At 71.6% G+C, this 17,226-nt stretch carries 18 protein-coding genes; 11 read left to right on the top strand and 7 right to left on the bottom strand.

Annotation, left to right across the window (positions count from 1 at the left end; translation table 11 throughout):
- Window positions 1–7 precede the first annotated feature (7 nt).
- From ACIQWX_RS40590 to ACIQWX_RS40580, 3 genes are read left to right on the top strand one after another with little or no spacing between them, the layout of a single operon-like run.
- A complete protein-coding gene (locus tag ACIQWX_RS40590; RefSeq protein ID WP_400883021.1) occupies window positions 8–1,225 on the top strand; it encodes an amidohydrolase family protein in 1,218 nt (405 codons plus the stop codon).
- Window positions 1,222–2,076: an alpha/beta hydrolase gene (locus tag ACIQWX_RS40585; protein ID WP_400883019.1), complete on the top strand. Its 855-nt coding sequence runs from the start codon at window positions 1,222–1,224 to the stop codon at window positions 2,074–2,076. The genes ACIQWX_RS40590 and ACIQWX_RS40585 overlap by 4 nt, the downstream gene beginning before the upstream one ends.
- Window positions 2,066–3,364, top strand: a complete 1,299-nt coding sequence (locus tag ACIQWX_RS40580; protein ID WP_400883016.1) for an NAD(P)/FAD-dependent oxidoreductase — start codon at window positions 2,066–2,068, stop codon at window positions 3,362–3,364. The genes ACIQWX_RS40585 and ACIQWX_RS40580 overlap by 11 nt, the downstream gene beginning before the upstream one ends.
- A gap of 7 nt (window positions 3,365–3,371) precedes the next feature.
- Here ACIQWX_RS40580 and ACIQWX_RS40575 read toward each other — a convergent pair whose 3' ends face one another.
- Window positions 3,372–4,097, bottom strand: a complete 726-nt coding sequence (locus ACIQWX_RS40575; protein WP_400883013.1) for a hypothetical protein — start codon at window positions 4,095–4,097, stop codon at window positions 3,372–3,374.
- Between the two features lie 181 nt (window positions 4,098–4,278).
- Between ACIQWX_RS40575 and ACIQWX_RS40570 the strand changes: the two genes are divergently transcribed.
- On the top strand, window positions 4,279–5,481 hold the full coding sequence (locus tag ACIQWX_RS40570; protein WP_400883010.1) for a hypothetical protein: 1,203 nt from the start codon (window positions 4,279–4,281) through the stop codon (window positions 5,479–5,481).
- A gap of 6 nt (window positions 5,482–5,487) precedes the next feature.
- On the opposite strand, the gene ACIQWX_RS40565 is transcribed toward ACIQWX_RS40570, so the two are convergent.
- Window positions 5,488–6,561, bottom strand: coding sequence for a DUF5937 family protein (locus tag ACIQWX_RS40565; RefSeq protein WP_400883007.1), 1,074 nt, complete (start codon window positions 6,559–6,561; stop codon window positions 5,488–5,490).
- A gap of 99 nt (window positions 6,562–6,660) precedes the next feature.
- Between ACIQWX_RS40565 and ACIQWX_RS40560 the strand changes: the two genes are divergently transcribed.
- Window positions 6,661–7,827, top strand: coding sequence for an MFS transporter (locus ACIQWX_RS40560; protein WP_400883004.1), 1,167 nt, complete (start codon window positions 6,661–6,663; stop codon window positions 7,825–7,827).
- Here ACIQWX_RS40560 and ACIQWX_RS40555 read toward each other — a convergent pair.
- Entirely contained in the window at window positions 7,824–8,225 is a 402-nt protein-coding gene (locus ACIQWX_RS40555) for a hypothetical protein (RefSeq protein WP_400883001.1), read from the bottom strand. The two genes, ACIQWX_RS40560 and ACIQWX_RS40555, sit on opposite strands and share 4 nt — an antisense overlap.
- A 147-nt stretch (window positions 8,226–8,372) precedes the next feature.
- On the opposite strand from ACIQWX_RS40555, the gene ACIQWX_RS40550 reads away from it, so the two are divergent.
- The 3 genes from ACIQWX_RS40550 (at window position 8,373) to ACIQWX_RS40540 (ending at window position 10,757) form a co-directional block, all read left to right on the top strand.
- Window positions 8,373–9,314 carry a pentapeptide repeat-containing protein gene (locus ACIQWX_RS40550; protein WP_400882998.1) on the top strand — a complete coding sequence of 314 codons (942 nt, stop codon included), beginning with the start codon at window positions 8,373–8,375 and terminating at the stop codon, window positions 9,312–9,314.
- Between the two features lie 142 nt (window positions 9,315–9,456).
- Entirely contained in the window at window positions 9,457–10,569 is a 1,113-nt protein-coding gene (locus tag ACIQWX_RS40545; protein WP_400882995.1) for a serine hydrolase domain-containing protein, read from the top strand.
- A 5-nt stretch (window positions 10,570–10,574) separates the two neighbouring features.
- A complete protein-coding gene (locus ACIQWX_RS40540) occupies window positions 10,575–10,757 on the top strand; it encodes a hypothetical protein (protein ID WP_400882992.1) in 183 nt (60 codons plus the stop codon).
- Between the two features lie 90 nt (window positions 10,758–10,847).
- Here ACIQWX_RS40540 and ACIQWX_RS40535 read toward each other — a convergent pair whose 3' ends face one another.
- Window positions 10,848–11,396: a hypothetical protein gene (locus ACIQWX_RS40535; RefSeq protein ID WP_400882989.1), complete on the bottom strand. Its 549-nt coding sequence runs from the start codon at window positions 11,394–11,396 to the stop codon at window positions 10,848–10,850.
- 54 nt (window positions 11,397–11,450) lie between these two features.
- Between ACIQWX_RS40535 and ACIQWX_RS40530 the strand changes: the two genes are divergently transcribed.
- Window positions 11,451–12,152, top strand: a complete 702-nt coding sequence (locus ACIQWX_RS40530; RefSeq protein WP_400882986.1) for a hypothetical protein — start codon at window positions 11,451–11,453, stop codon at window positions 12,150–12,152.
- A gap of 49 nt (window positions 12,153–12,201) precedes the next feature.
- Here the strand turns inward: ACIQWX_RS40530 and ACIQWX_RS40525 are convergent, their stop codons facing one another.
- Window positions 12,202–12,948 (bottom strand): SAM-dependent methyltransferase, encoded by a 747-nt coding sequence (locus ACIQWX_RS40525; protein ID WP_400882983.1) that lies wholly within the window; start codon window positions 12,946–12,948, stop codon window positions 12,202–12,204.
- A gap of 145 nt (window positions 12,949–13,093) precedes the next feature.
- Entirely contained in the window at window positions 13,094–14,296 is a 1,203-nt protein-coding gene (locus ACIQWX_RS40520) for an Ig-like domain-containing protein (RefSeq protein WP_400883133.1), read from the bottom strand.
- A gap of 179 nt (window positions 14,297–14,475) precedes the next feature.
- Here ACIQWX_RS40520 and ACIQWX_RS40515 point away from each other — a divergent pair, with 179 nt between their 5' ends.
- Window positions 14,476–15,279 carry a MarR family transcriptional regulator gene (locus tag ACIQWX_RS40515; RefSeq protein WP_400883131.1) on the top strand — a complete coding sequence of 268 codons (804 nt, stop codon included), beginning with the start codon at window positions 14,476–14,478 and terminating at the stop codon, window positions 15,277–15,279.
- 7 nt (window positions 15,280–15,286) lie between these two features.
- On the opposite strand, the gene ACIQWX_RS40510 is transcribed toward ACIQWX_RS40515, so the two are convergent.
- Window positions 15,287–16,003, bottom strand: coding sequence for a TetR/AcrR family transcriptional regulator (locus ACIQWX_RS40510; protein WP_400882980.1), 717 nt, complete (start codon window positions 16,001–16,003; stop codon window positions 15,287–15,289).
- 52 nt (window positions 16,004–16,055) lie between these two features.
- On the opposite strand from ACIQWX_RS40510, the gene ACIQWX_RS40505 reads away from it, so the two are divergent.
- On the top strand, window positions 16,056–17,198 hold the full coding sequence (locus ACIQWX_RS40505) for an FAD-dependent oxidoreductase (RefSeq protein ID WP_400882977.1): 1,143 nt from the start codon (window positions 16,056–16,058) through the stop codon (window positions 17,196–17,198).
- The last annotated feature ends 28 nt before the right edge of the window (window positions 17,199–17,226 follow it).

Below are 17,226 nucleotides of genomic sequence, written 5' to 3'. Positions count from 1 at the left end.
CGGACTCGTGGAACGGTTTCAAGTGGTCGGCGCGACGGTCGTCGACGGATCGGGGCGCGACCCGGCCGACGTCGACGTCGGCATCGAAGACGGGCGCATCACCGAAGCCGGTGCTCACGGCGAGCGCCTCGATGCCGGCGGCCTGACGATGACGCCCGGCCTGATCGACGCCCACGTCCACTTGGGACTGGCGAGCCCGATCCAGCCGCAGTTCTCGTTCCGGATCAGCGCCGCCGAGCTCGCGGCGGACATCTTCGCCGCGGCCGGCGCGACGCTCGACGCCGGCTTCACCACCGTCCGGGACACCGGCGGGGTCGACGGCGGCCTCGTCACCACCATCGCGAAGGGCAAGGTCAGAGGCCCGCGCGTCCTGTCGTGCGGACCGGTTCAGTGCCAAATCGGCGGGCACGGCTACTACGGCGCCGAGTGGGAACCCACCGAGCTGTGGAACAGCCACCACCTCCCCGGCCTGTGCGCCCTGTCCACGATGTCCGGCAACGCGGACGAGCTGCGGCGCAACGTGCGCGAGGCCTTCCGGCGCGGAGCGTCCTTCCTGAAGCTCTGCGTGACCGGCGGCGTGGTCGGCGCGCACGACCGGCTGACCGACACCCAGTTCACCGTCGAGGAGATCGCCGTCGCCGTCGGGGAAGCCGCGGCGCGCGGCACCTACGTGACCGTGCACGCCCACAACAACGACGGCATCCGGAACGCCGTCGAGGCCGGCGTGCGGTGCGTCGAGCACGGCACCGACCTCGACGAACCCACGGCCGCCCTGATGGCCGCCCACGACGTCGCCCTCGTGCCCACGTTCGCCGTCGTCGAGCAGCTGCTGCACGACACCGCCGGAGCGGGCCTCGACGCGTCGACCCGCGACCGGGTGCTGGGTGTTCGCGAGCGGATGGCCGAGGCGCTCGCCGTCGCCAAGGAGGCCGGGGTCCGGATCGGGCTGGGTTCCGATCTCATCGGCCCGGCCCAGGACCGCCGGGGCGAAGAGCTCAGGCTGCGCGCGAAGCTCGAAACACCGATGGCCGCTCTCGTCGCGGCCACCAGGACCAACGCCGAAATCCTCGGCCTGTCCGGCCAAGTCGGCGTCATCGCCCCCGGCGCGCAGGCAGACCTCGTGTTGTGGAACGGCAACCCGGTCGAAGACCCGGAGCTGTTCGCCGATCCCGCCAACGCCGTCCTCGTTCTCAAGGCCGGCCGAATCGTGAAGGACCTTCGATGAGCACCATGTGGCAGGGCTGCCTCGCCGACACCGACTACTTCGAGCTGCGCTCCGCCGGCGGCCACGACTACGGCGTCTGGGTCACCACGCCACCGGGCTACGACCCCGCCGAGACGCAAGCGCCGGTCGTGTACGTGCTCGACGGCAACTTCGCCGTGGGCCAGACAGCTCCGCTCATCGTCACCCAGAAGGACCCCATGCAGGCGATGCGGCCCTACATCCAGGTCAGCGTCGGTTACGCGGGCGAGGACGCGCAGCACTGGGCACGGCTGCGCAACCGAGACCTCGTACCCCCGGGTGAGCCCATCGCCCGGGAGTTCGTCGACGCCGTGGAGACGGGAATCCGAGCGGGCGCGATGACCCGCGAGGAAGCCGACGCCTACCTGGCCGAACTGCGCGAAACCCACGCCGACGCGTTCCTGGGCTTCCTCACCGCGGAACTGCACCCGCGGATCGAACGCGACTACGGCACGGCCGCGAGCGGGCACGGCCTCTTCGGCTACTCCTACGGCGGGCTCTTCGCCCTCTACGCCTGGCTCACCGGCGGCACGCTCTTCGAGAGCGTCGGAGCGGGCAGCCCCGGTGTCGTCGGGGAAGACAGCCAGATCTTCGCGCTGCTCAAGAAAACGGGCGACGGCCTGCCCGCTGCCCGGCTCCACCTGACCGTCAACGACCAAGAGCTCCTCGGAGACCTGCCCGTCTACCAGAACCTCGCGAAGAACGCGGCCACCGTCCTGCACCGCTTGACCGCCCGCGGCGGCGCGGTCACCAGCGCGGTCCTGCGCGAGACGCACGTGACCGGCCTGCAGGCGTCGTTCCTCAGCTACCTCAGGACCTGCCGTGCCCGGTGAGCGCCCGGGTGCCGAGGTGGTCGTGATCGGGGCCGGGGTGATCGGTTCGTCGATCGCCCTCGAGCTCGCCCGGGCGGGGCACCGGGTCGTCGCGCTCGATCGGGCCGCCGGGCCCGGCCAGGGGTCGACGTCGGCGTCGAGTGCGATCGTCCGGTTCAACTTCTCCACGACCGCCGGGGTCGCGACGGCGTGGGAGGCGCACTTCGGCTGGCTCGACTGGGCCGGCCACCTCGGGCACGAGGTCGGCGACCTCGCGCGGTTCCGCAAGAGCGGGCTGGTCATGCTGGACGTCGAGGCCGCTCCGCGGGCGTCGTGGCTTCCGTTGTTCGACGAAATCGGTGTCCCCTACGAAGAATGGGACAGCGCGACCTTGGCCCAACGCGTCCCGGATATCGACACCGGTCGCTACTGGCCGCCGAAACGGCTCGACGACGAGGCATTCTGGGAGGACGCCGAACACTCGCTCGGTGGCGTGTACACCCCGGACGCCGGTTACGTCTCCGATCCGGGCCTCGCCGCCGTGAACCTCGCCGCCGCGGCCTCGGCGTGCGGGGCGGAGTTCCGCTTCCGCAGCACGGTGGCCGCGGTGGAGCAGGCCGGCGGGCGCGTGACGTCGGTGCGGCTGTCGGACGGCACGCGGATTCCGTGTGCCGTCGTGGTCAACGCGGCCGGTCCGTGGTCGGGCGCGGTGAACCGGCTGGCCGGCGTGGGGTCCGGCTTCACGGTCGGGGTGCGCCCGATGCGGCAGGAGGTGGCGCACGTCCCGGTCCGGGAGGGCTATCGCGGGCCGGTGGTGGCGGACATGGATCTGGGCACCTACTTCCGCGGTGAAGCGGGAGGGGGTCTGCTCGTCGGCGGAACGGAACCGGAGTGCGATCCGCTGCAGTGGACCGACGACCCGGACGCCGTCGACATCCACCCGACGGCCGCGGTCTTCGAGGCTCAGGTAACGCGGGCCGCGCGGCGGCTGCCCGAGCTGGCGGTGCCCCACCGGGCGCGCGGGGTGGTGGGCGTCTACGACGTCGCCGACGACTGGACGCCGATCTACGACCGCACCGAGCTGGCGGGCTTCTACGTGGCGATCGGAACGAGCGGCAACCAGTTCAAGAACGCACCGGTCGTCGGGCAGCTGATGACGGAGCTGATCAGCCAGGTGGAGAACGGCGCCGACCACGACGCGGCGCCGGTCCGGTTCCGGGCCCCGCGCACCGGCTTGGAGATCGACCTGGGCGCGTTTTCCCGTAGACGCAAGCGGAACACCGCGAACTCGGGCACGGTGCTGGGCTGAGCCGGCGTCAACTTTCCGAGAGCCCCGAGCCGGGAGGCTCGGTCTCGGGCCACGCCTGCGGCGCGGGACCGAACGCGCGCCGGGCGGCCCGGACCGCCAGAGCGGCCACCGTGGCGTTGGCGCCGCCGCCGATCACCGCGCCGATGCCGAACGGAGCCACCCGGCCGAGCACGATGATGCCCTGCTTGGTGCCGTACTTGGTGATGAAGTTCTTGCCCAGGACGCCGTTGATCTGTTTCAGGGCTGTCGTGGGCACCTTGCTCACCAGCTGGCGGGCCCAGTGCTGGCCGGTGCGCTCGGCGGCCTTGCCGACGATGGTCGAGGAACCCGACTGGCCGAGCAGGATCCCCATGACCAGCGTCCGCCGGCGTTCGATCTCGTCCAGCCGAACGCCGTGGACCTCGGCGACCGAGAGCACGAACAGGGTGCTCAGTTCGAGCGAAGAGAAGGCCTCGCCCGCCGACAACGCCAAGGCGACCCCGGTACCGACGGCGGGCGCGGCGGCGGTGGCCCCGACCGCGGCCCCCGAGCCCGCCAGGGCGCTGACGTACATCCGTTCCAGGGTGCGCACGACCTCCGCCGGCGTCGCCTCCGGGTTGCGCTGCCGGGCCCGGACGATGTTCTTGCGCACCAGCGGTGTCTGCAAGCCGATGGCCTTGTCCAGCAAGTCGAGGACTCGCTGTCCTGGCTCGCTCGGCGCCGGGTCCCGTCGTTCGAGGGCATCAGAGGCCACGGCCGGCTCCTTCGCGTCGTCAAGGTGCCGCCTAGTTTCGCACCCGCGGCCGGCGCGCAGCGATCACCACGCCGCGTCACCGACTCGGTGAGCCGTCAGCGCACACGTCTGCCCTTATGGACGTCGACAACCGGCCGCCGGCGCTCGCACGCTGGGAGCGAGGCGATCCGAGGGAGGCGCCGTGCACCAGCGTCCGACAGCCAAGGGACTCGATGCAGGCCCCGCCGAGCACGCCGCGCCGGCACGCCGGTCGCCGGCGCGCGTCGGGGCTCCTTTCAGCCGCGGCAACCTGCTTCGCCTGCAGCGCGAGGCCGGGAACCGCGCCGTCGCGGGCTCCGTGGTGCAGCGGCGAATCGCTCCCGAAGATCTGGCCGGTCAGATGGCGGGAACGCCTTTCGCGCTGACGGCGGCTTTCGGCGCGGGCTCGGCGCAGCTCGCCGCCGGTCAGCGAGTCGTCGTCGTCACCTGGGTCAACGGCAGCACCACGGTCCGCGTGCGGGTGCCCGCGCCCGACCTCAACGCCGGAATCGAGGCCGACGTACCGAAGAAGCTGCTGCGACCGGCCAGTTCGGCGGTGGCCGGCGTCGCACAGTACGGAGCCGGGCTCGACACGGTCGTCCGGGACTTCGAAAGGGGCGAACAGGCGATCGCCGCGGAGACGGCCCGCAAAGGCGGCGCACGAGCCGCGGTGCTCGCCCAGCTGAAGGCTCTGCAGAGCAACCGGGAGCGCCTGCTCAACCGGCGGCTGATCCAAGGCAGCATGCTCAACCGCTTCGACCAGTCGATCAGCACCTGGGTGCGCCACTACAACCAGACCTTCGGTTTCACCCGGTCCGCGGGCGCCAAGAAGGCGCTGGACCCCGACCTCGTCAAGTCCATGGTCTTCCAGGAGACGCAGATGGGCACGGCCGGCCAGCACCTGGAGGACCCGTCGGACCCCGACCCCAAGGTGAAGACCCGCCAGAACCTGGGTCAGCTGATCGACTCCTCCGCCGCCGCGCTCCTCCTGCTCATCAAAGAGGAAAAGCCGCCGCTGATCACCAAACACCACTTGGAGAACCTCGAGCACGCCGCCGCGGCGTCGGGGAACGCCGAGGGCTTCATGTGGGGTGACCCCGGCTTCGCCGCCGCCGTCACCGAATACTTCAAGGACGTTCCGGCCGGAGCGACGGAGAAGAACCTCGACTACGACTTCTGGGTGCACGCCGCGGTGCGGTGGTTGTTCAAGAAACGCAGCTCGACCAGTTCCTGGGAAGAAGCCATCCGGGCGTACAACGGCGGCGGCGCGCGGGCCCGGCACTACCGCGACGAGGTCGTCGCCCGAGCCCAGGCCGCCGCTCAGGGGCAACAGTCGGGACAGGGTTTCGTCCCGGAGCACCTGTGAAGCCGCTCAACGCAGTATGGCCGCCAGCACGTCGGAGCCTAGCGCCGTCAGGTCGGGCACGTTGACCGTGTACCGGACGTACCGGCCCTGCCGCCGCGCCGTCAGCAACCCCGCGCGGCGCAGCACAGCCAGATGACGGGACACCTCCGGCGGCGTGAGCGCCCAGGCGTGGGCCAGCTCGCCCGTCGTGTGGGGGCCGCGGGCCAGCGTTCGCAACAGCCGCAGCCGGACCGGGTGCGACAGGGCCTCCAGGCGTGCTGTCACCGTCTCCAGCGGTACCGGCTCCGGCGCCGCCACGGGGTACTGCACCACCGGCTGCCACCCGGGCGCGTGGACCGCGACCAGGTGCGGGCGCCCGAACACGCTCGGGAGGAACGTGACGCCCTCGTGCGCCGTGGTCGCGTTGTCCTGCAGCTTGTCCACGATGATGCAGCTGCCGTCCGGGGACAGGGTGACGGCGCCCGAGATCGACGTGAGCGCGGCCCCGGTGCCCTGGCGGTTCAGCAGGTCCGTCTTCCGGCGCAGGTCGGCGCCGAGTTGGCCGGCGACGTCCGGCCAAGCGGCGTCGAAGAACGCTTCGGTGCACTGTTCGAGCGTGTCCCGCACCCGCGCCCGGACGGCCGCCGGGTCCGCGAGCAGCCGTTCCGCGAACGCCTCCTGGAGCCCGCCGCGGGCTTGCGCGAGGTCCAGGGCGCGCTCGCGGGCCGTCGCGTCGGTGAGCGGTGACCGTGCTCCGAAGTGGACGCGGTTGCTGCCGCACGTCGTGATGAGCGCCGCGGTCACGTAGACCTCGTCGTCGATCCGGTCGACCTCGTCCAGCTCCTCGGCGAGCGTCGGCCGGGGGCGGGCGGGGACCAGGAAGTCGGCGCGTGAGGACCGCCAGAGGAACTCCGCCTCCCTCAGCCGCTCGGCCAGCTCGGGCCGCAGCCCGGCCCAGACGTCCGCGGCCCAGCCGGCGAGCTGCGGGTGGTGCCCGGGTTCGGCCAGGACGTGCAGCATCGCCGTCAGCTCGGCCAGCGGGGAGACCGCGAACCGCACCCGCCCGGACGGCAGGCCCCCGATGTCGATCCGCAACGTCATCCTCGCATTCTCGCCGGTCGGGCCGCCGGCGACCGCGCCGGTTGACGGTGTTCGTCAATCGGCGCATTCTCGCCGGCCGGCCGGCCGCACTGTTGGGGCATGACGACCAAGATCCGGCCGCGCGCCCTCGTTCGCGCTTCCGGCGGCCCCCGCTACGCCGTCGCGCTCGTCGTGGACGCGCTCGGCACCGGTTTGCTGCGGCCCTTCCTGCTGCTCTACGGCGTGACGGTGCTGCGGCTGTCCGCGTCGGCCACCGGCATCGCCATGACGGCCGGGGTGGTCGTGGGCCTGGTGTGCATGCCCGCCGTGGGCCGCTGGCTGGACCGCGGTGCGCGCAGCACGGCCGTCGCGGCGTCGATGCTGGTGCGGGTAGTGGGTGTCGCGCTGCTGCTCGTGACGCCTGCGGGCGACGTCGGGCTGTTCGCGACGGCGGCGCTCTTCCTCGGCATCGGCAACCAGGCGTGGCCGGCCGCCCACGCGGCTCTCGTGGCGACGGTCGCCCAGGGGCGAGAACGCGACGCCGCGCTCGCGGGAGGCCGCGCCCTGCGCAACGCCGGCCTGGGTGCGGGCGGGCTCCTCGCCACCGCGTGCCTGGCGGGTGGCACGACGGCGTTGCGGGCGTTGGCCGTCGTCACCGGGCTCGCGTATCTCGTCGCGGCCGTTTTGGCGTGGTCGGTCCGCCTCCGCGCGCGGCCGGTCGCCGCCCCGGCCGCCGTCGACGGGCCCGCGCCACGGATGCGCGCGCTGCTGGCCGCCAACGTGGTCTACGTCTTCTGCCTCAACGTTCCCGAGATCGCGCTCCCGCTGGTTCTGGTGACCCAGCTGCACGCGTCGCCGGTGTGGCCGGCGGTGATCTTCGTGGCGAACACGGTGCTGGTGGTCACCTTGCAGGTGCCGGTCACCGTCCTGATGTCCCGCTTCGCCCGGCGGACGGCGCTGGCACTCGGCGGCGTGGTGCTCGCCGCGTCCTACCTCGGCTTCCTCGTGGCCACCTCGTGGAGCGCCCCGGCCGTCGCCGTGGTGTCGGTCCTGTGCACGTTCGGCGAGATCATCTACGCCGGCAGTGCGACCGCGCTGGTCACGGCGCTCGCCCCGGCGCACGTCGTGGGCCGCGCCCTCGCCCGTTTCCAGCTCTCCACGGGCTTCGGCCTCGCCGTGTCGCCCGCGGTGATCACCGCTCTCGCGTCCCGGGGCCCGGCCGTCTTGTGGGGAAGCCTGGCCGCCGCGACGCTGGTGTCCGCCTCGGCCGTCGCCAAGGAGCGTTAGTTCGGCGGCTGCTGGGGTTGCGGGTACCCGTAGGCCATCGGGTAGCTGACAGGCCCCGGGTACCGAGGCGCACGGCCGTTCTTGACGACCGCGAGCGCGACGAGGAGCCAGGAGACCACCGCGGCGACGTCGAGCGGGATGGCCACGGCCAGGAAGATCAGGCCGAGGTCGCTCGCGCTCAGGTCGTCGGACCGCACCCAGGACGCCGCGTCCAGCGACACGAACTGCCACGCGATGCCCGCCGCGGTGGCGAAGAGCATGACGGCGAAGGCGCCGACCATCAGGCCGGACCCGCCCCGGGCGCGGGCCTTGATCGAGAAGACGAGGCCGAGCACGCCCACCACGAAGAGCAGGATCCGGGGCAGGGTCGCGATGGTCGTCGACACCAGGGGTGACATGCTTGCCCTCCAGAGCTTTCCGCCGGTGATCGAGCCGTCCGGCCTGCGCCGATCGTAGGGGGCGGCGGGACTCGGTGTGGTGGTTTCGGCGAAGACGGCGCGGTGACGGAGACCGAGTACGCACCGACGTCCGACTAGGATCTCGCCGTGGCGTGGACCGATTCCCGGCGTGGCGAGACCACCGGCCTCTGGTCGATCAGGAGACACATCGTCGCGGTCGTCCTGACCGGTCTCGGCGTGTTCGTGGGCGCGGCTGCGCTGTTGTGGCTGGCGATGGGGCTGCCGGCCGCGCCGAACCCGGACACCAGGCTGAACATCATCAAGGTCGCCTTGTCGGTGGTGGCGGGTGTCGGCGGGGTGGTCGCGCTGGTGGTCGCCTACCGCAAGCAACGGATCGGAGAGGTCGCCGAAGCACGCGAGCGCGTCAAAGTCCTGAACGAGCGCTTCGCCACTGCGTGCGGGCAGATCGGCCACGAGAAGCCGGCCGTCCGGCTCGCCGGGGTGTACGCCATGGCGAGCCTGGCCGACGAATGGCTCGAGCAGCGCCAGGTGTGCATCGACGTGCTGTGCGCGTACCTGCGTATTCCGTATGAACCGTCGTTGGACCCGTGGTACCACGACGAGGAGTCCGAGGTGCGCCTCTCGATCACGACCGTGATCAGCGACCACCTCCGCGCGGGCGCGCCGGTCAGCTGGCAGGGGCACGACTTCAACTTCCTCCGGGCCGTCCTGCGGTCGGCGGACTTCGCGGACATCCGGGTGACCGGCGGCCGGCTCCTGTTCAGCCTGGCCCGGTTCCCCGGCGGCTGGACGTCGTTCGACGGGATGCACGTGAGCGGCGGCGAGGTGTGGTTCGGCGGTGCCGCGTTCACCGGCGCGAAGGTGACGTTCGACAAGGCCGAATTCAGCGGCGGCCGCGTCCAGTTCGACGGCGCCGCTTTCACGGGCGGCGAGGTGACCTTCCGCGGCGCGCGGTTCTCCGGTGGCGAGGTCGATCTTTCCAAGGCCAGCGCCGACGACTACAGCGCGCCGCCGGTGTTCGACCAGTGGCAGACACCGCCGCCGGGACTGCTGCTGCCCGACGTCTAGGTGTGGTGTCAGGGGCCGTGTCAGCGCAGTGGCCGTCCGGTGTCAGGACGGGACGCGATCGTGGTTCTCGTGATCGGGTCATCGATCGCAGCCACCGGATGCGTCACCACCAGCGGGGACGCCTGACTCTTCGGAGAGCACGATGCAGAAGTTCGCCACCCCCGCCAAGACCCGCCCCGAGCTGCAGCAGGCCCTCCAGGCGTTCGTCGACGCCGGGTTCGCCGGCGCGCAGGTGTGCGTCCACGACGAGCACGGCGACTGGACCGGCACCGCCGGCGTCAGTGAACTGGGCGCAACCACCGAGCCACCGGCCAACGGGCAGGTCTGGGCGGGCAGCGTCACCAAGACGTTCACCGCGACCCTGGTCCTGCAGCTGGTCGCCGAGGGCCGGATCGGGCTGGACGACCCGGTGGCCGGGCACCTGCCCGAGCTCGGGCTGGACGAGCGGATCACGGTGCGGATGCTGCTGCAGCACACCAGCGGGCTGTACAACTACACCGGCGAACTCGGCACCGACGGAACGTTCGAGATGGGCCTCCCCTCCCACGGCAAAGCCTGGGTGGACAACCGGTTCCACACCTACCGCCCCGAGGAGCTCGTGCGGTTCGCGTTGTCCCAGCCGGCGCGGTTCGAACCGGGGACCGACCAGAGCTACGCCAACACCAACTACACGGTGGCCATGCTGCTGATCGAGAAGGTCACCGGTGTCTCCTACGCCGAGCAGGCGCAGCGGCGGATCCTGGGGCCGCTGGGCCTGTCGGACACCGTGGTGTCGGCGACGTCGCCGCAGCTGCCCGGGCCGCACGCCCACGGCTACTACCGCTACGAGGACGCCGGCGAGTGGAAGGTGGTCGACGTCAGCCGCCAGAACCCGACCCTGCTGGCCGGCGCCGGCGACCTCATCTCGACGGCCAAGGACCTCGGCACCTTCATCTCCGCACTGCTGGGCGGCCGGCTCCTGCCCGACGCGCTGCTGAGCGAAATGCGCACACCGCACGGCAAACTCGGGCTCGGCCTGGGCCTCTGGGTGCAGGACCTGGGCCCCGAGGGCGGCACGATCGTCCACCACAACGGCAGCGCCCCGGGCGGCTACGGAGCGCTGATGATCAGCACGCCGGACGGCAGCAAGACGTTGACGGCCACGCTGACCACCGGCGACGCCGACCCGGCAGGGGTGTTTCCCGCGGCGTTGGGCGGGCTCATCAACGCGGTGTTCTCTACGAAGGCGGCCGAGCCGGCTCAGCTCGTCGACTGAACACTGTGAGGACGAACTCCGCGGCGCACCTCGACGAGGAGCTCGGCCTGGAGCCGGTAGTCGGCGCGGCGGCTGTCGGCGTCGACGCGGTCCAGTCGGTCTGTTCCGCGATCGCCAGGAGCGCCTCCGCGTCGATGACCGGCATCCGGGCGGGGGCGTTGCCCAGGGGCCCGGCGGCCGCGGGGTAACTCGGCGCGATCTCCGGGCCCGGCCGGGCTGACCGAGGTCGACCGGCCGCCTGGGCCTACCGGTCGTAGCCGGCGGGACAATCGGCCGGGCTACGGCCTGGGCGTTGAACGGTCGGCCAGCTCGGAGCGCATCGCGGACAGGAGGCGAACCCGGATGTCCCGCAGCGTGGGGAAATCGTCGACGAGTGCGGCGGCTGCGGCCTGGGCGGCCTGTTCGGGAGGCGCCGCGGGCAGGTAGTCGGTGGACCTGCCCAATGCGGCCGTCAGCCGCAGCAGCTCGTCTTCGGTCTCGTCGACCAGGTCGCAAACCTCGACGCCACAGAGCAGCGCGGCTTCGTAGAGCGCCGCGTGGAAAGCCCGCTCCGCTCGGCGCAGCTCGTCGTCGGAAACCGCTGCCAGGCCGGGCTCGGTGTGCCGGCGGGCGACCCGCCGCAACAGATGGGCCCAGTCGTTGGCGGTGACCTGGATGTCGCGGAAGAGTGCTCGCTTGTCAGCGGTCCACCGGGTCAGCTCGGTGTACTCGCGCTGCGCCACCTCCCGGCGAAGCTGGCCTCGCAGGGTCAACCACGCAGCGACGGTGCTCGCGCTCGCCCCCAGCGCCGCACCGAGCACCCCGAACAGCGCCGAACCGTCAGCCATGGACAGATGATGACAGGGCCGGCCGGTTCACGGCCGCCCCCTAAGGTGTCACCCATGACGTCGAGAGACGACACACCGAGAGCGTTCCAGCCGTTGCCCGGCCGAACCGTCGACCGCTCGGCTGCGTACGAGGCCCTGCTGCGAAACCTGCTCGACCTCGTCGGTGTCGAAGCTCCGCCGGCCGACGAGCCCGCCGGCCCACCGAACTGGCGTCACCAAGCCCGGCGGGAGGTAGGCAAAGCCGTTACGCGCCAGGCCATGGAAGCGGCAGAAGCCGGTCCGGTGCCGGAAGAGTGGTTCGAACCGTTGCTGCGGGCCGCGATCCACGAACCGAATCCGAGTCTCAACCGGCAGCTCGTCGAGCCCCTCCTCGCCGCGTACGGCCACCAGCGTGTTCGGCTCGCGCTCATCGCCTACCTCGACACCGGCTCGGCTCCCGACGCTGCCGGTGCCGCCCGCGCCTGGTACTGGACGCACCGCGCGTACCCACGCGGTGCCGACCTCCCGACGACGGACGCGGTCACCGCGCAAGACGCGCAGAGCGAGCTGTACCACCACACCGCATTACGCCGCTTCGTCACCGACGACGACCTCGACCTGCGTCGGTGCATCCTGCCGGGCCTGCCGTTGGACCCGCGGATGTACCCCGACGCCATGCACGACCTGGTTACCCAGGCCATTCGGATCGCCCGCACCTCACCCGACGACTACCTCCGGCACCGAGTCGAGATCCAGGTCGCCGCCGGCTCATGCTGAGGTGAGTGAGTCCCGGTGTCGGGTCACCGGGACTCACTCGGCCGCTAGATCAACGGTTCATCAAAGCGAAAACGCCCCAGCCGAGGTATTCGCGTTGGTACCGCACATGCCGCACCGGAGCGTCGGTGAGTTCCGCGCGCATCTGCTCCGCCAACTCGTCGCCGGGATTCGCGTCCAGCCAGCGGCGGATGTTCAGCCACTGCGCCGCGACGTAGGTGTCCCAGCTGTCCTGGTCGGCCAGCACCATCTGCACGACGTCACAACCCAGCTCCCCGAACTGTTCCAGCAGTTCCGGGAGGACGCGGAAGTCGTCCGCGCTGGTGGCGTGACAGCCTTCCACCGTGGCCTGGTCCAGGGGTTCCCGGCGCCAGTACGGTTCGCCGATCAGCATGATTCCACCAGGGCGCAAGCTGCGTCGGAGTAAGTCCACAGTGCCCGCGACGCCGCCTCCGATCCAGCTCGCGCCTACGCACGATGCGATGTCGACCGGGTCTTCGGCCACGTGGTTCGACGCGTCGCCGTGGGTGAACGTGACCTGGTCGGCGACCTCCAGTTCGGCCGCCCGGGCCTGGGCCCTGGCCAGGAACGCGGTGCTGATGTCGACGCCGGTTCCGGTGGTGCCGTGGTCGCGGGCCCACGTGCACAGCAGCTCGCCCGAACCACAGGCCAGGTCGAGGAGCCGGGTGCCCGGCGGTGGGTTCAGCGCCTCGCCCAGAGCCGCCAGTTTCCGGCTGGTGAGCGGGTTGTGGATGCGGTGGCCGCTCTCGCGGATGGTGAAGCTACGGGGTAGATCCACTTCGGGGATTCCTTACGTCCAAGAGGTAGTTCGCAGTGGTCGACGGCCGGGCTGCCCGGACAATCATCAAATGCACCTCTTCGGACGGAAGGTCGTACGGTTCGACGGCAGGCTAGGTGACCGGCACGGGCACGTCCACCGGGTTTCAGCCGCGCAGGGCGCTGCCCGCCTGCCAGGCCGCCCAGCTGATCGCCCAGTCGCCGTGGCCGTTGTTGATCGACAGCTGCGGCCCACCCGAGTTCGTGACTTCGACGACGTCACCGACGTTGAACGTGTCGAAGAACCACTTGGCGTTCTCCGTGTTCATGTTGAGGCAGCCGTTGGACACGTTGTCCCGGCCCTGGACGCCGACCGTCTTCAGGTTCTCGTGCAGGTACTCGCCGTCGCCCGAAATCCGGACGTTCCAGTTCTCCGGCGCGCTGTAGTAACCCGGGTCGCCCTCGCACACGCCGTACGTGCAGGAGTCCATGATCTTGTGCTCTTCCTTCCCCAGCACCGTGTGCGTGCCGTTGAAGGTCGGCGTCGGGCCGCGCGGCGGGGTGTCGGCCGTCTTGCCCATGCTGATCGGCGCGGTCTTCACCAGCTGTCCGTTGTGGAACGCCTTGATCTGGTGCGTCTTGCCGTCCGCCTTGGCGACCCACGAGTCGTGCACCTTGTACGTGGCCGAGACGTCCTGGCCGCCGTACACGCCGCCCCCGATCGGCAGGCCGAAGGTCGTCGTCTCGAGCTTCACGGTCGAGCCGGCCTTCCAGTAGTCCTTGGGGCGGAAGTGCGCTTCGCGCTTGCCGACCCAGTACCAGCCGCCGTCCTGGGCGGGCGAGGACGTCACCTTGAACGACTTCTCCACCGCGGCCTTGTCGGTGATGTCGTGGTCGAACTTCAGGCCGATGACCAGGCCGACCCCGAAGTCGCCCGACGCCGGCTGGAACAACGCGGGAGTGGCGACCCCGGCCGGCTTCAGCGTGTGCACTTCCCCGCGTTGCTCGGTCTCCGCGCCCGCCTGGTTCACGGCGGTGGCGACCACCTGGTAGGTGGCCCCGTACCGGAGGTGGTCGTCGCTGGTCCACGTCGTCTTGTCCGGCGAGAGGGCACCCTTGACGGCGTTGCCGGTCTGCGGGTTCGTGACCGTGACCGCCCGCAGCGCGCCACCCGACGCCCTGACCACGATCGGGTCCTTCGGGCTCAGCTGGTCCCCGCCCTCGAACGCCACCGTCGCGGCCGGTGCGCCTTGCACCGCCTCGGTCCCCCCGGCCGGTCCGACCGGCTGCGCGGCCCCCACGGTCTCGTTCTGCCCACTGCACGCGGCCAGCAGCAGGGCCCCCAGGCCGAGCCCGGCGATGCGGATCATCTTCACGACCACCAAGACGTCCCACTCCCCTCCCGAGTTGAGTAACGATCCGATCACTCGAAGACGGCGGACCGAGGATTGTCGGATCCGGTGCCGGCCGTTCGTGGAGCAGGTGAGCGGGCGAGGAGCGCACCGCCGGAACCGCAGGAGCCGAGATGCCGGAACCCGTTGCCCGCCGCATGTACGACCTGGTCGAGCCCCTCGGCCTGGTGCCCTACTTCGCCGACGAGTCGGACGAGGCCCTGCTGGCACTGGGCCTGCGCAACGTGTGGGACGCCTACTTCGCCGGCCGGGCCGCGCCCTTCGGCCGCGGGGTGCCGCCCGAGGTCGTCCACGCCGTCTTCTACAACTTCGCCCCCGGTGAGGTGGCCCGCCACCTCCCCCGCGTCTGGGACCTGACCACGCCCGAGGCGGCGCTGGCCGCCCGTGAGCAGGGGTGCGTCGCGGGGATCCGGCGGATCGTCGGCGGGCTCGCCGACGACCCGGGCCTCGCGCGCGCCGCCGACCTCCTGCTGAAGGCGGCGACCAGCGCACCGGTGGAGGGACGCCCCCTCTACGCCGCCCTGCGCGCGCTCCCGGTGCCGGAGGAACCCGTGGCCCGGCTGTGGCACGCGGCCACGCTGCTGCGCGAGCACCGCGGCGACGGCCACACCGTCGCCCTGCTGGCCGAGGGCATCGGCGGCACCGAGGCCCACGTGCTCCACGCCTTGTCCGTCGACCTGCGCGCCCAGGACTTCGGCCGGGTCTGGCACCTGCCCGCCGCCCAGCTGGACGCGGTCATCGACGGGATGCGGGCTCGCGGTCTCGTCGGCGACGACGGCTGGCTCACCACCGACGGCCGGGCCGCGAAGGAGCGGATCGAGGCGATGACCGACCGGCTCGCCGAGGCGCCGTACCACGCTCTGAGCCCCGCCGAACTCGACTGCCTCGTCGCCGGCCTGGAACCGATCTCGGCCGCTCTCCGGAAGGTCTTCCCGATGTAGCCGCCGGCTAGCCCCGCCGTTCGATGCTGTCGATCAGCAGGCCGAGGGTGAACTCGAACCGGTCGTGTCCGCTCCCCGACGTCAGCTCCGCGGCATAGCGCCGGGTCTGCGGGAACGAGTCGGCCGGCAGCGCGGTGAACCGGCTCAGCAGTTCCTCGCGGCCGAGGACCCATTCGTCGTCCGGGTGCTTCCGCCGCTGCTGGACCAGTGACTGCTCCAGCGCGTAGGCGCTGACGTACAGGGACAACGCGTCGAGCGCCCACGCGGCCGCCTGCGGTTCGACTCCCCCGGCGAGCAGGATCGCGAAGAGCCCTTCGCGCACCCGCAGCGCGTCGAGGTTGGTGGGAACCGTGCCCAGCGCGGCCCGCGAAACTCCGGGGTACTTCAGGTACTGGTCGCGGATCTGCGCGTACGCGTCGACGATCTGCGTCCGCCACGTGGCCGGGTCCGGTTCGGGCAGCGCGACGGCGGCGCAGAGCCGGCCGACGAGCAGGTCGTCGAGGTCGTCCTTGTTGACGATGTGCGCGTACAGCGACGACGGCCCGGTGCCGAGCACCGCGGCGACCCGGCGGATGGTCAGCGCGTCGTAGCCCTCGGTGGCCACGACCTGCAGGGCCGCGTCGGTGATCCGGTCGACCGTGAGGGGCCTCTTCGGCGACGGCGCCGCGTCCCCGGCGGGTGGGGCGTGCCGGGCTGCTCGGCGTTGCCGGGGGTCGGAGGGCATGCCGGTCACTATAGCTTGATACGAACTTAGTTCGTCTGTTAGAACTTAGTTCGTGACAGACGAACTAAGTTCACCAACCACCCTGAGAGTCGCCGTCGCCGGCGCCGGGCTGGGCGGTCTGTGCCTGGCCCAGGGCCTGCGCCAGGCCGGGATCGACGCCGGTGTGTACGAGCGCGACCCGGCGATCACCGCCCGGTTCCAGGGCTACCGGCTCGTGCTGGACCCGGCCGGGCTGGCGGCGCTGCGAGGCTGCCTGCCGCACCGCTGGCACGCGCTGCTGGACGCGATCGTCGGCGACGCCTACGGCGAACGGCTGGTGCTGGACCCGCAGCTGAACAAGATCGGCGAGCTCGGCCCCGGCCGGAGCGGGACCGTGGTCGACCGGCACGTGCTCCGCCACCTGCTGCTGACCGGGCTCACCGTGCGCACCGGGGCCGCGCTGACCGGCTACGCCCTGCTGGACGACGGCCGGGTCGAAGCCCGGTTCGCCCACCACGACCCGGTGGTCGCCGACCTGCTCGTCGGGGCGGACGGCGTCGGCTCCGCCGTCCGCGCGGTGCTCTCGCCGCGGACGACCCCGACCGACACCGGCGTCCGGTTCGTCATCGGCCGCACGCCGCTGACCGGGCAGTTCGCCGGGCTGACGCGGGCGTTCGGCTCGAAGATCGCCGGAAACGGCGTCAGCCTGCTGCTCGGCGCGATGCGTTTCCGCACCCCGCCGAAGCAGGCGGCCGAAGAGCTGGCGCCCGAGGTGACCCTGCCCGACGTCGGCGACTACGTGCGCTGGGCCATGATCCTGCCGCCGGGCGGCTCGGCCGGCGGCATGTCGCCACAGGAGGCCGTGCTGTCCAGGATCGAAGGTTGGCATCCGGACCTGCGGGCACTCGTCGAGCAGTCCGATCCGGACAACAGCACACTGCTGTCCATCCGGGTCGTCGAGCCCCGCGAGCGCTGGGCACCCGGCCCGGTCACGCTGCTCGGCGACGCCGTCCACGCCACCTCGCCGACCGGCGGCAACGGCGCGAACACCGCCCTGCGCGACGCCGACCTGCTGCGCCGCTGCCTGACCGAGGGCCGCGAAAACCTCGTCGACGCGGTCGGCGGCTACGAGCGGCAGATGTTCGAGTACGGCGCCGAGGCCGTCCGCCACAGCCTCGGCGCGCTGCCCGCGTTCGTGCCGCAACCGGCCGGGTGACGGCCCCGTTCGCGGTAGCGTGCTCGAA

This window comes from Amycolatopsis sp. NPDC098790, from assembly GCF_044759945.1.
Classification (GTDB): Bacteria; Actinomycetota; Actinomycetes; order Mycobacteriales; family Pseudonocardiaceae; genus Amycolatopsis.
Note: the sequence above shows the minus strand (reverse complement) of the source record. Positions and strands in the feature narration are given on the sequence as shown.

What these genes read in the sequence shown, in the direction of transcription:
- ACIQWX_RS40585 (WP_400883019.1), top strand. Translation starts at nt 1,222, where the DNA reads ATGAGCACCATGTGGCAGGGCTGCCTCGCCGACACCGACTACTTCGAG.
- ACIQWX_RS40565 (WP_400883007.1), bottom strand. Translation starts at nt 6,561, where the DNA reads ATGACGTTGCGGATCGACATCGGGGGCCTGCCGTCCGGGCGGGTGCGG.
- ACIQWX_RS40560 (WP_400883004.1), top strand. Translation starts at nt 6,661, where the DNA reads ATGACGACCAAGATCCGGCCGCGCGCCCTCGTTCGCGCTTCCGGCGGC.
- ACIQWX_RS40555 (WP_400883001.1), bottom strand. Translation starts at nt 8,225, where the DNA reads ATGTCACCCCTGGTGTCGACGACCATCGCGACCCTGCCCCGGATCCTG.
- ACIQWX_RS40545 (WP_400882995.1), top strand. Translation starts at nt 9,457, where the DNA reads ATGCAGAAGTTCGCCACCCCCGCCAAGACCCGCCCCGAGCTGCAGCAG.
- ACIQWX_RS40535 (WP_400882989.1), bottom strand. Translation starts at nt 11,396, where the DNA reads ATGGCTGACGGTTCGGCGCTGTTCGGGGTGCTCGGTGCGGCGCTGGGG.
- ACIQWX_RS40530 (WP_400882986.1), top strand. Translation starts at nt 11,451, where the DNA reads ATGACGTCGAGAGACGACACACCGAGAGCGTTCCAGCCGTTGCCCGGC.
- ACIQWX_RS40520 (WP_400883133.1), bottom strand. Translation starts at nt 14,296, where the DNA reads ATGATCCGCATCGCCGGGCTCGGCCTGGGGGCCCTGCTGCTGGCCGCG.
- ACIQWX_RS40515 (WP_400883131.1), top strand. Translation starts at nt 14,476, where the DNA reads ATGTACGACCTGGTCGAGCCCCTCGGCCTGGTGCCCTACTTCGCCGAC.
- ACIQWX_RS40510 (WP_400882980.1), bottom strand. Translation starts at nt 16,003, where the DNA reads ATGCCCTCCGACCCCCGGCAACGCCGAGCAGCCCGGCACGCCCCACCC.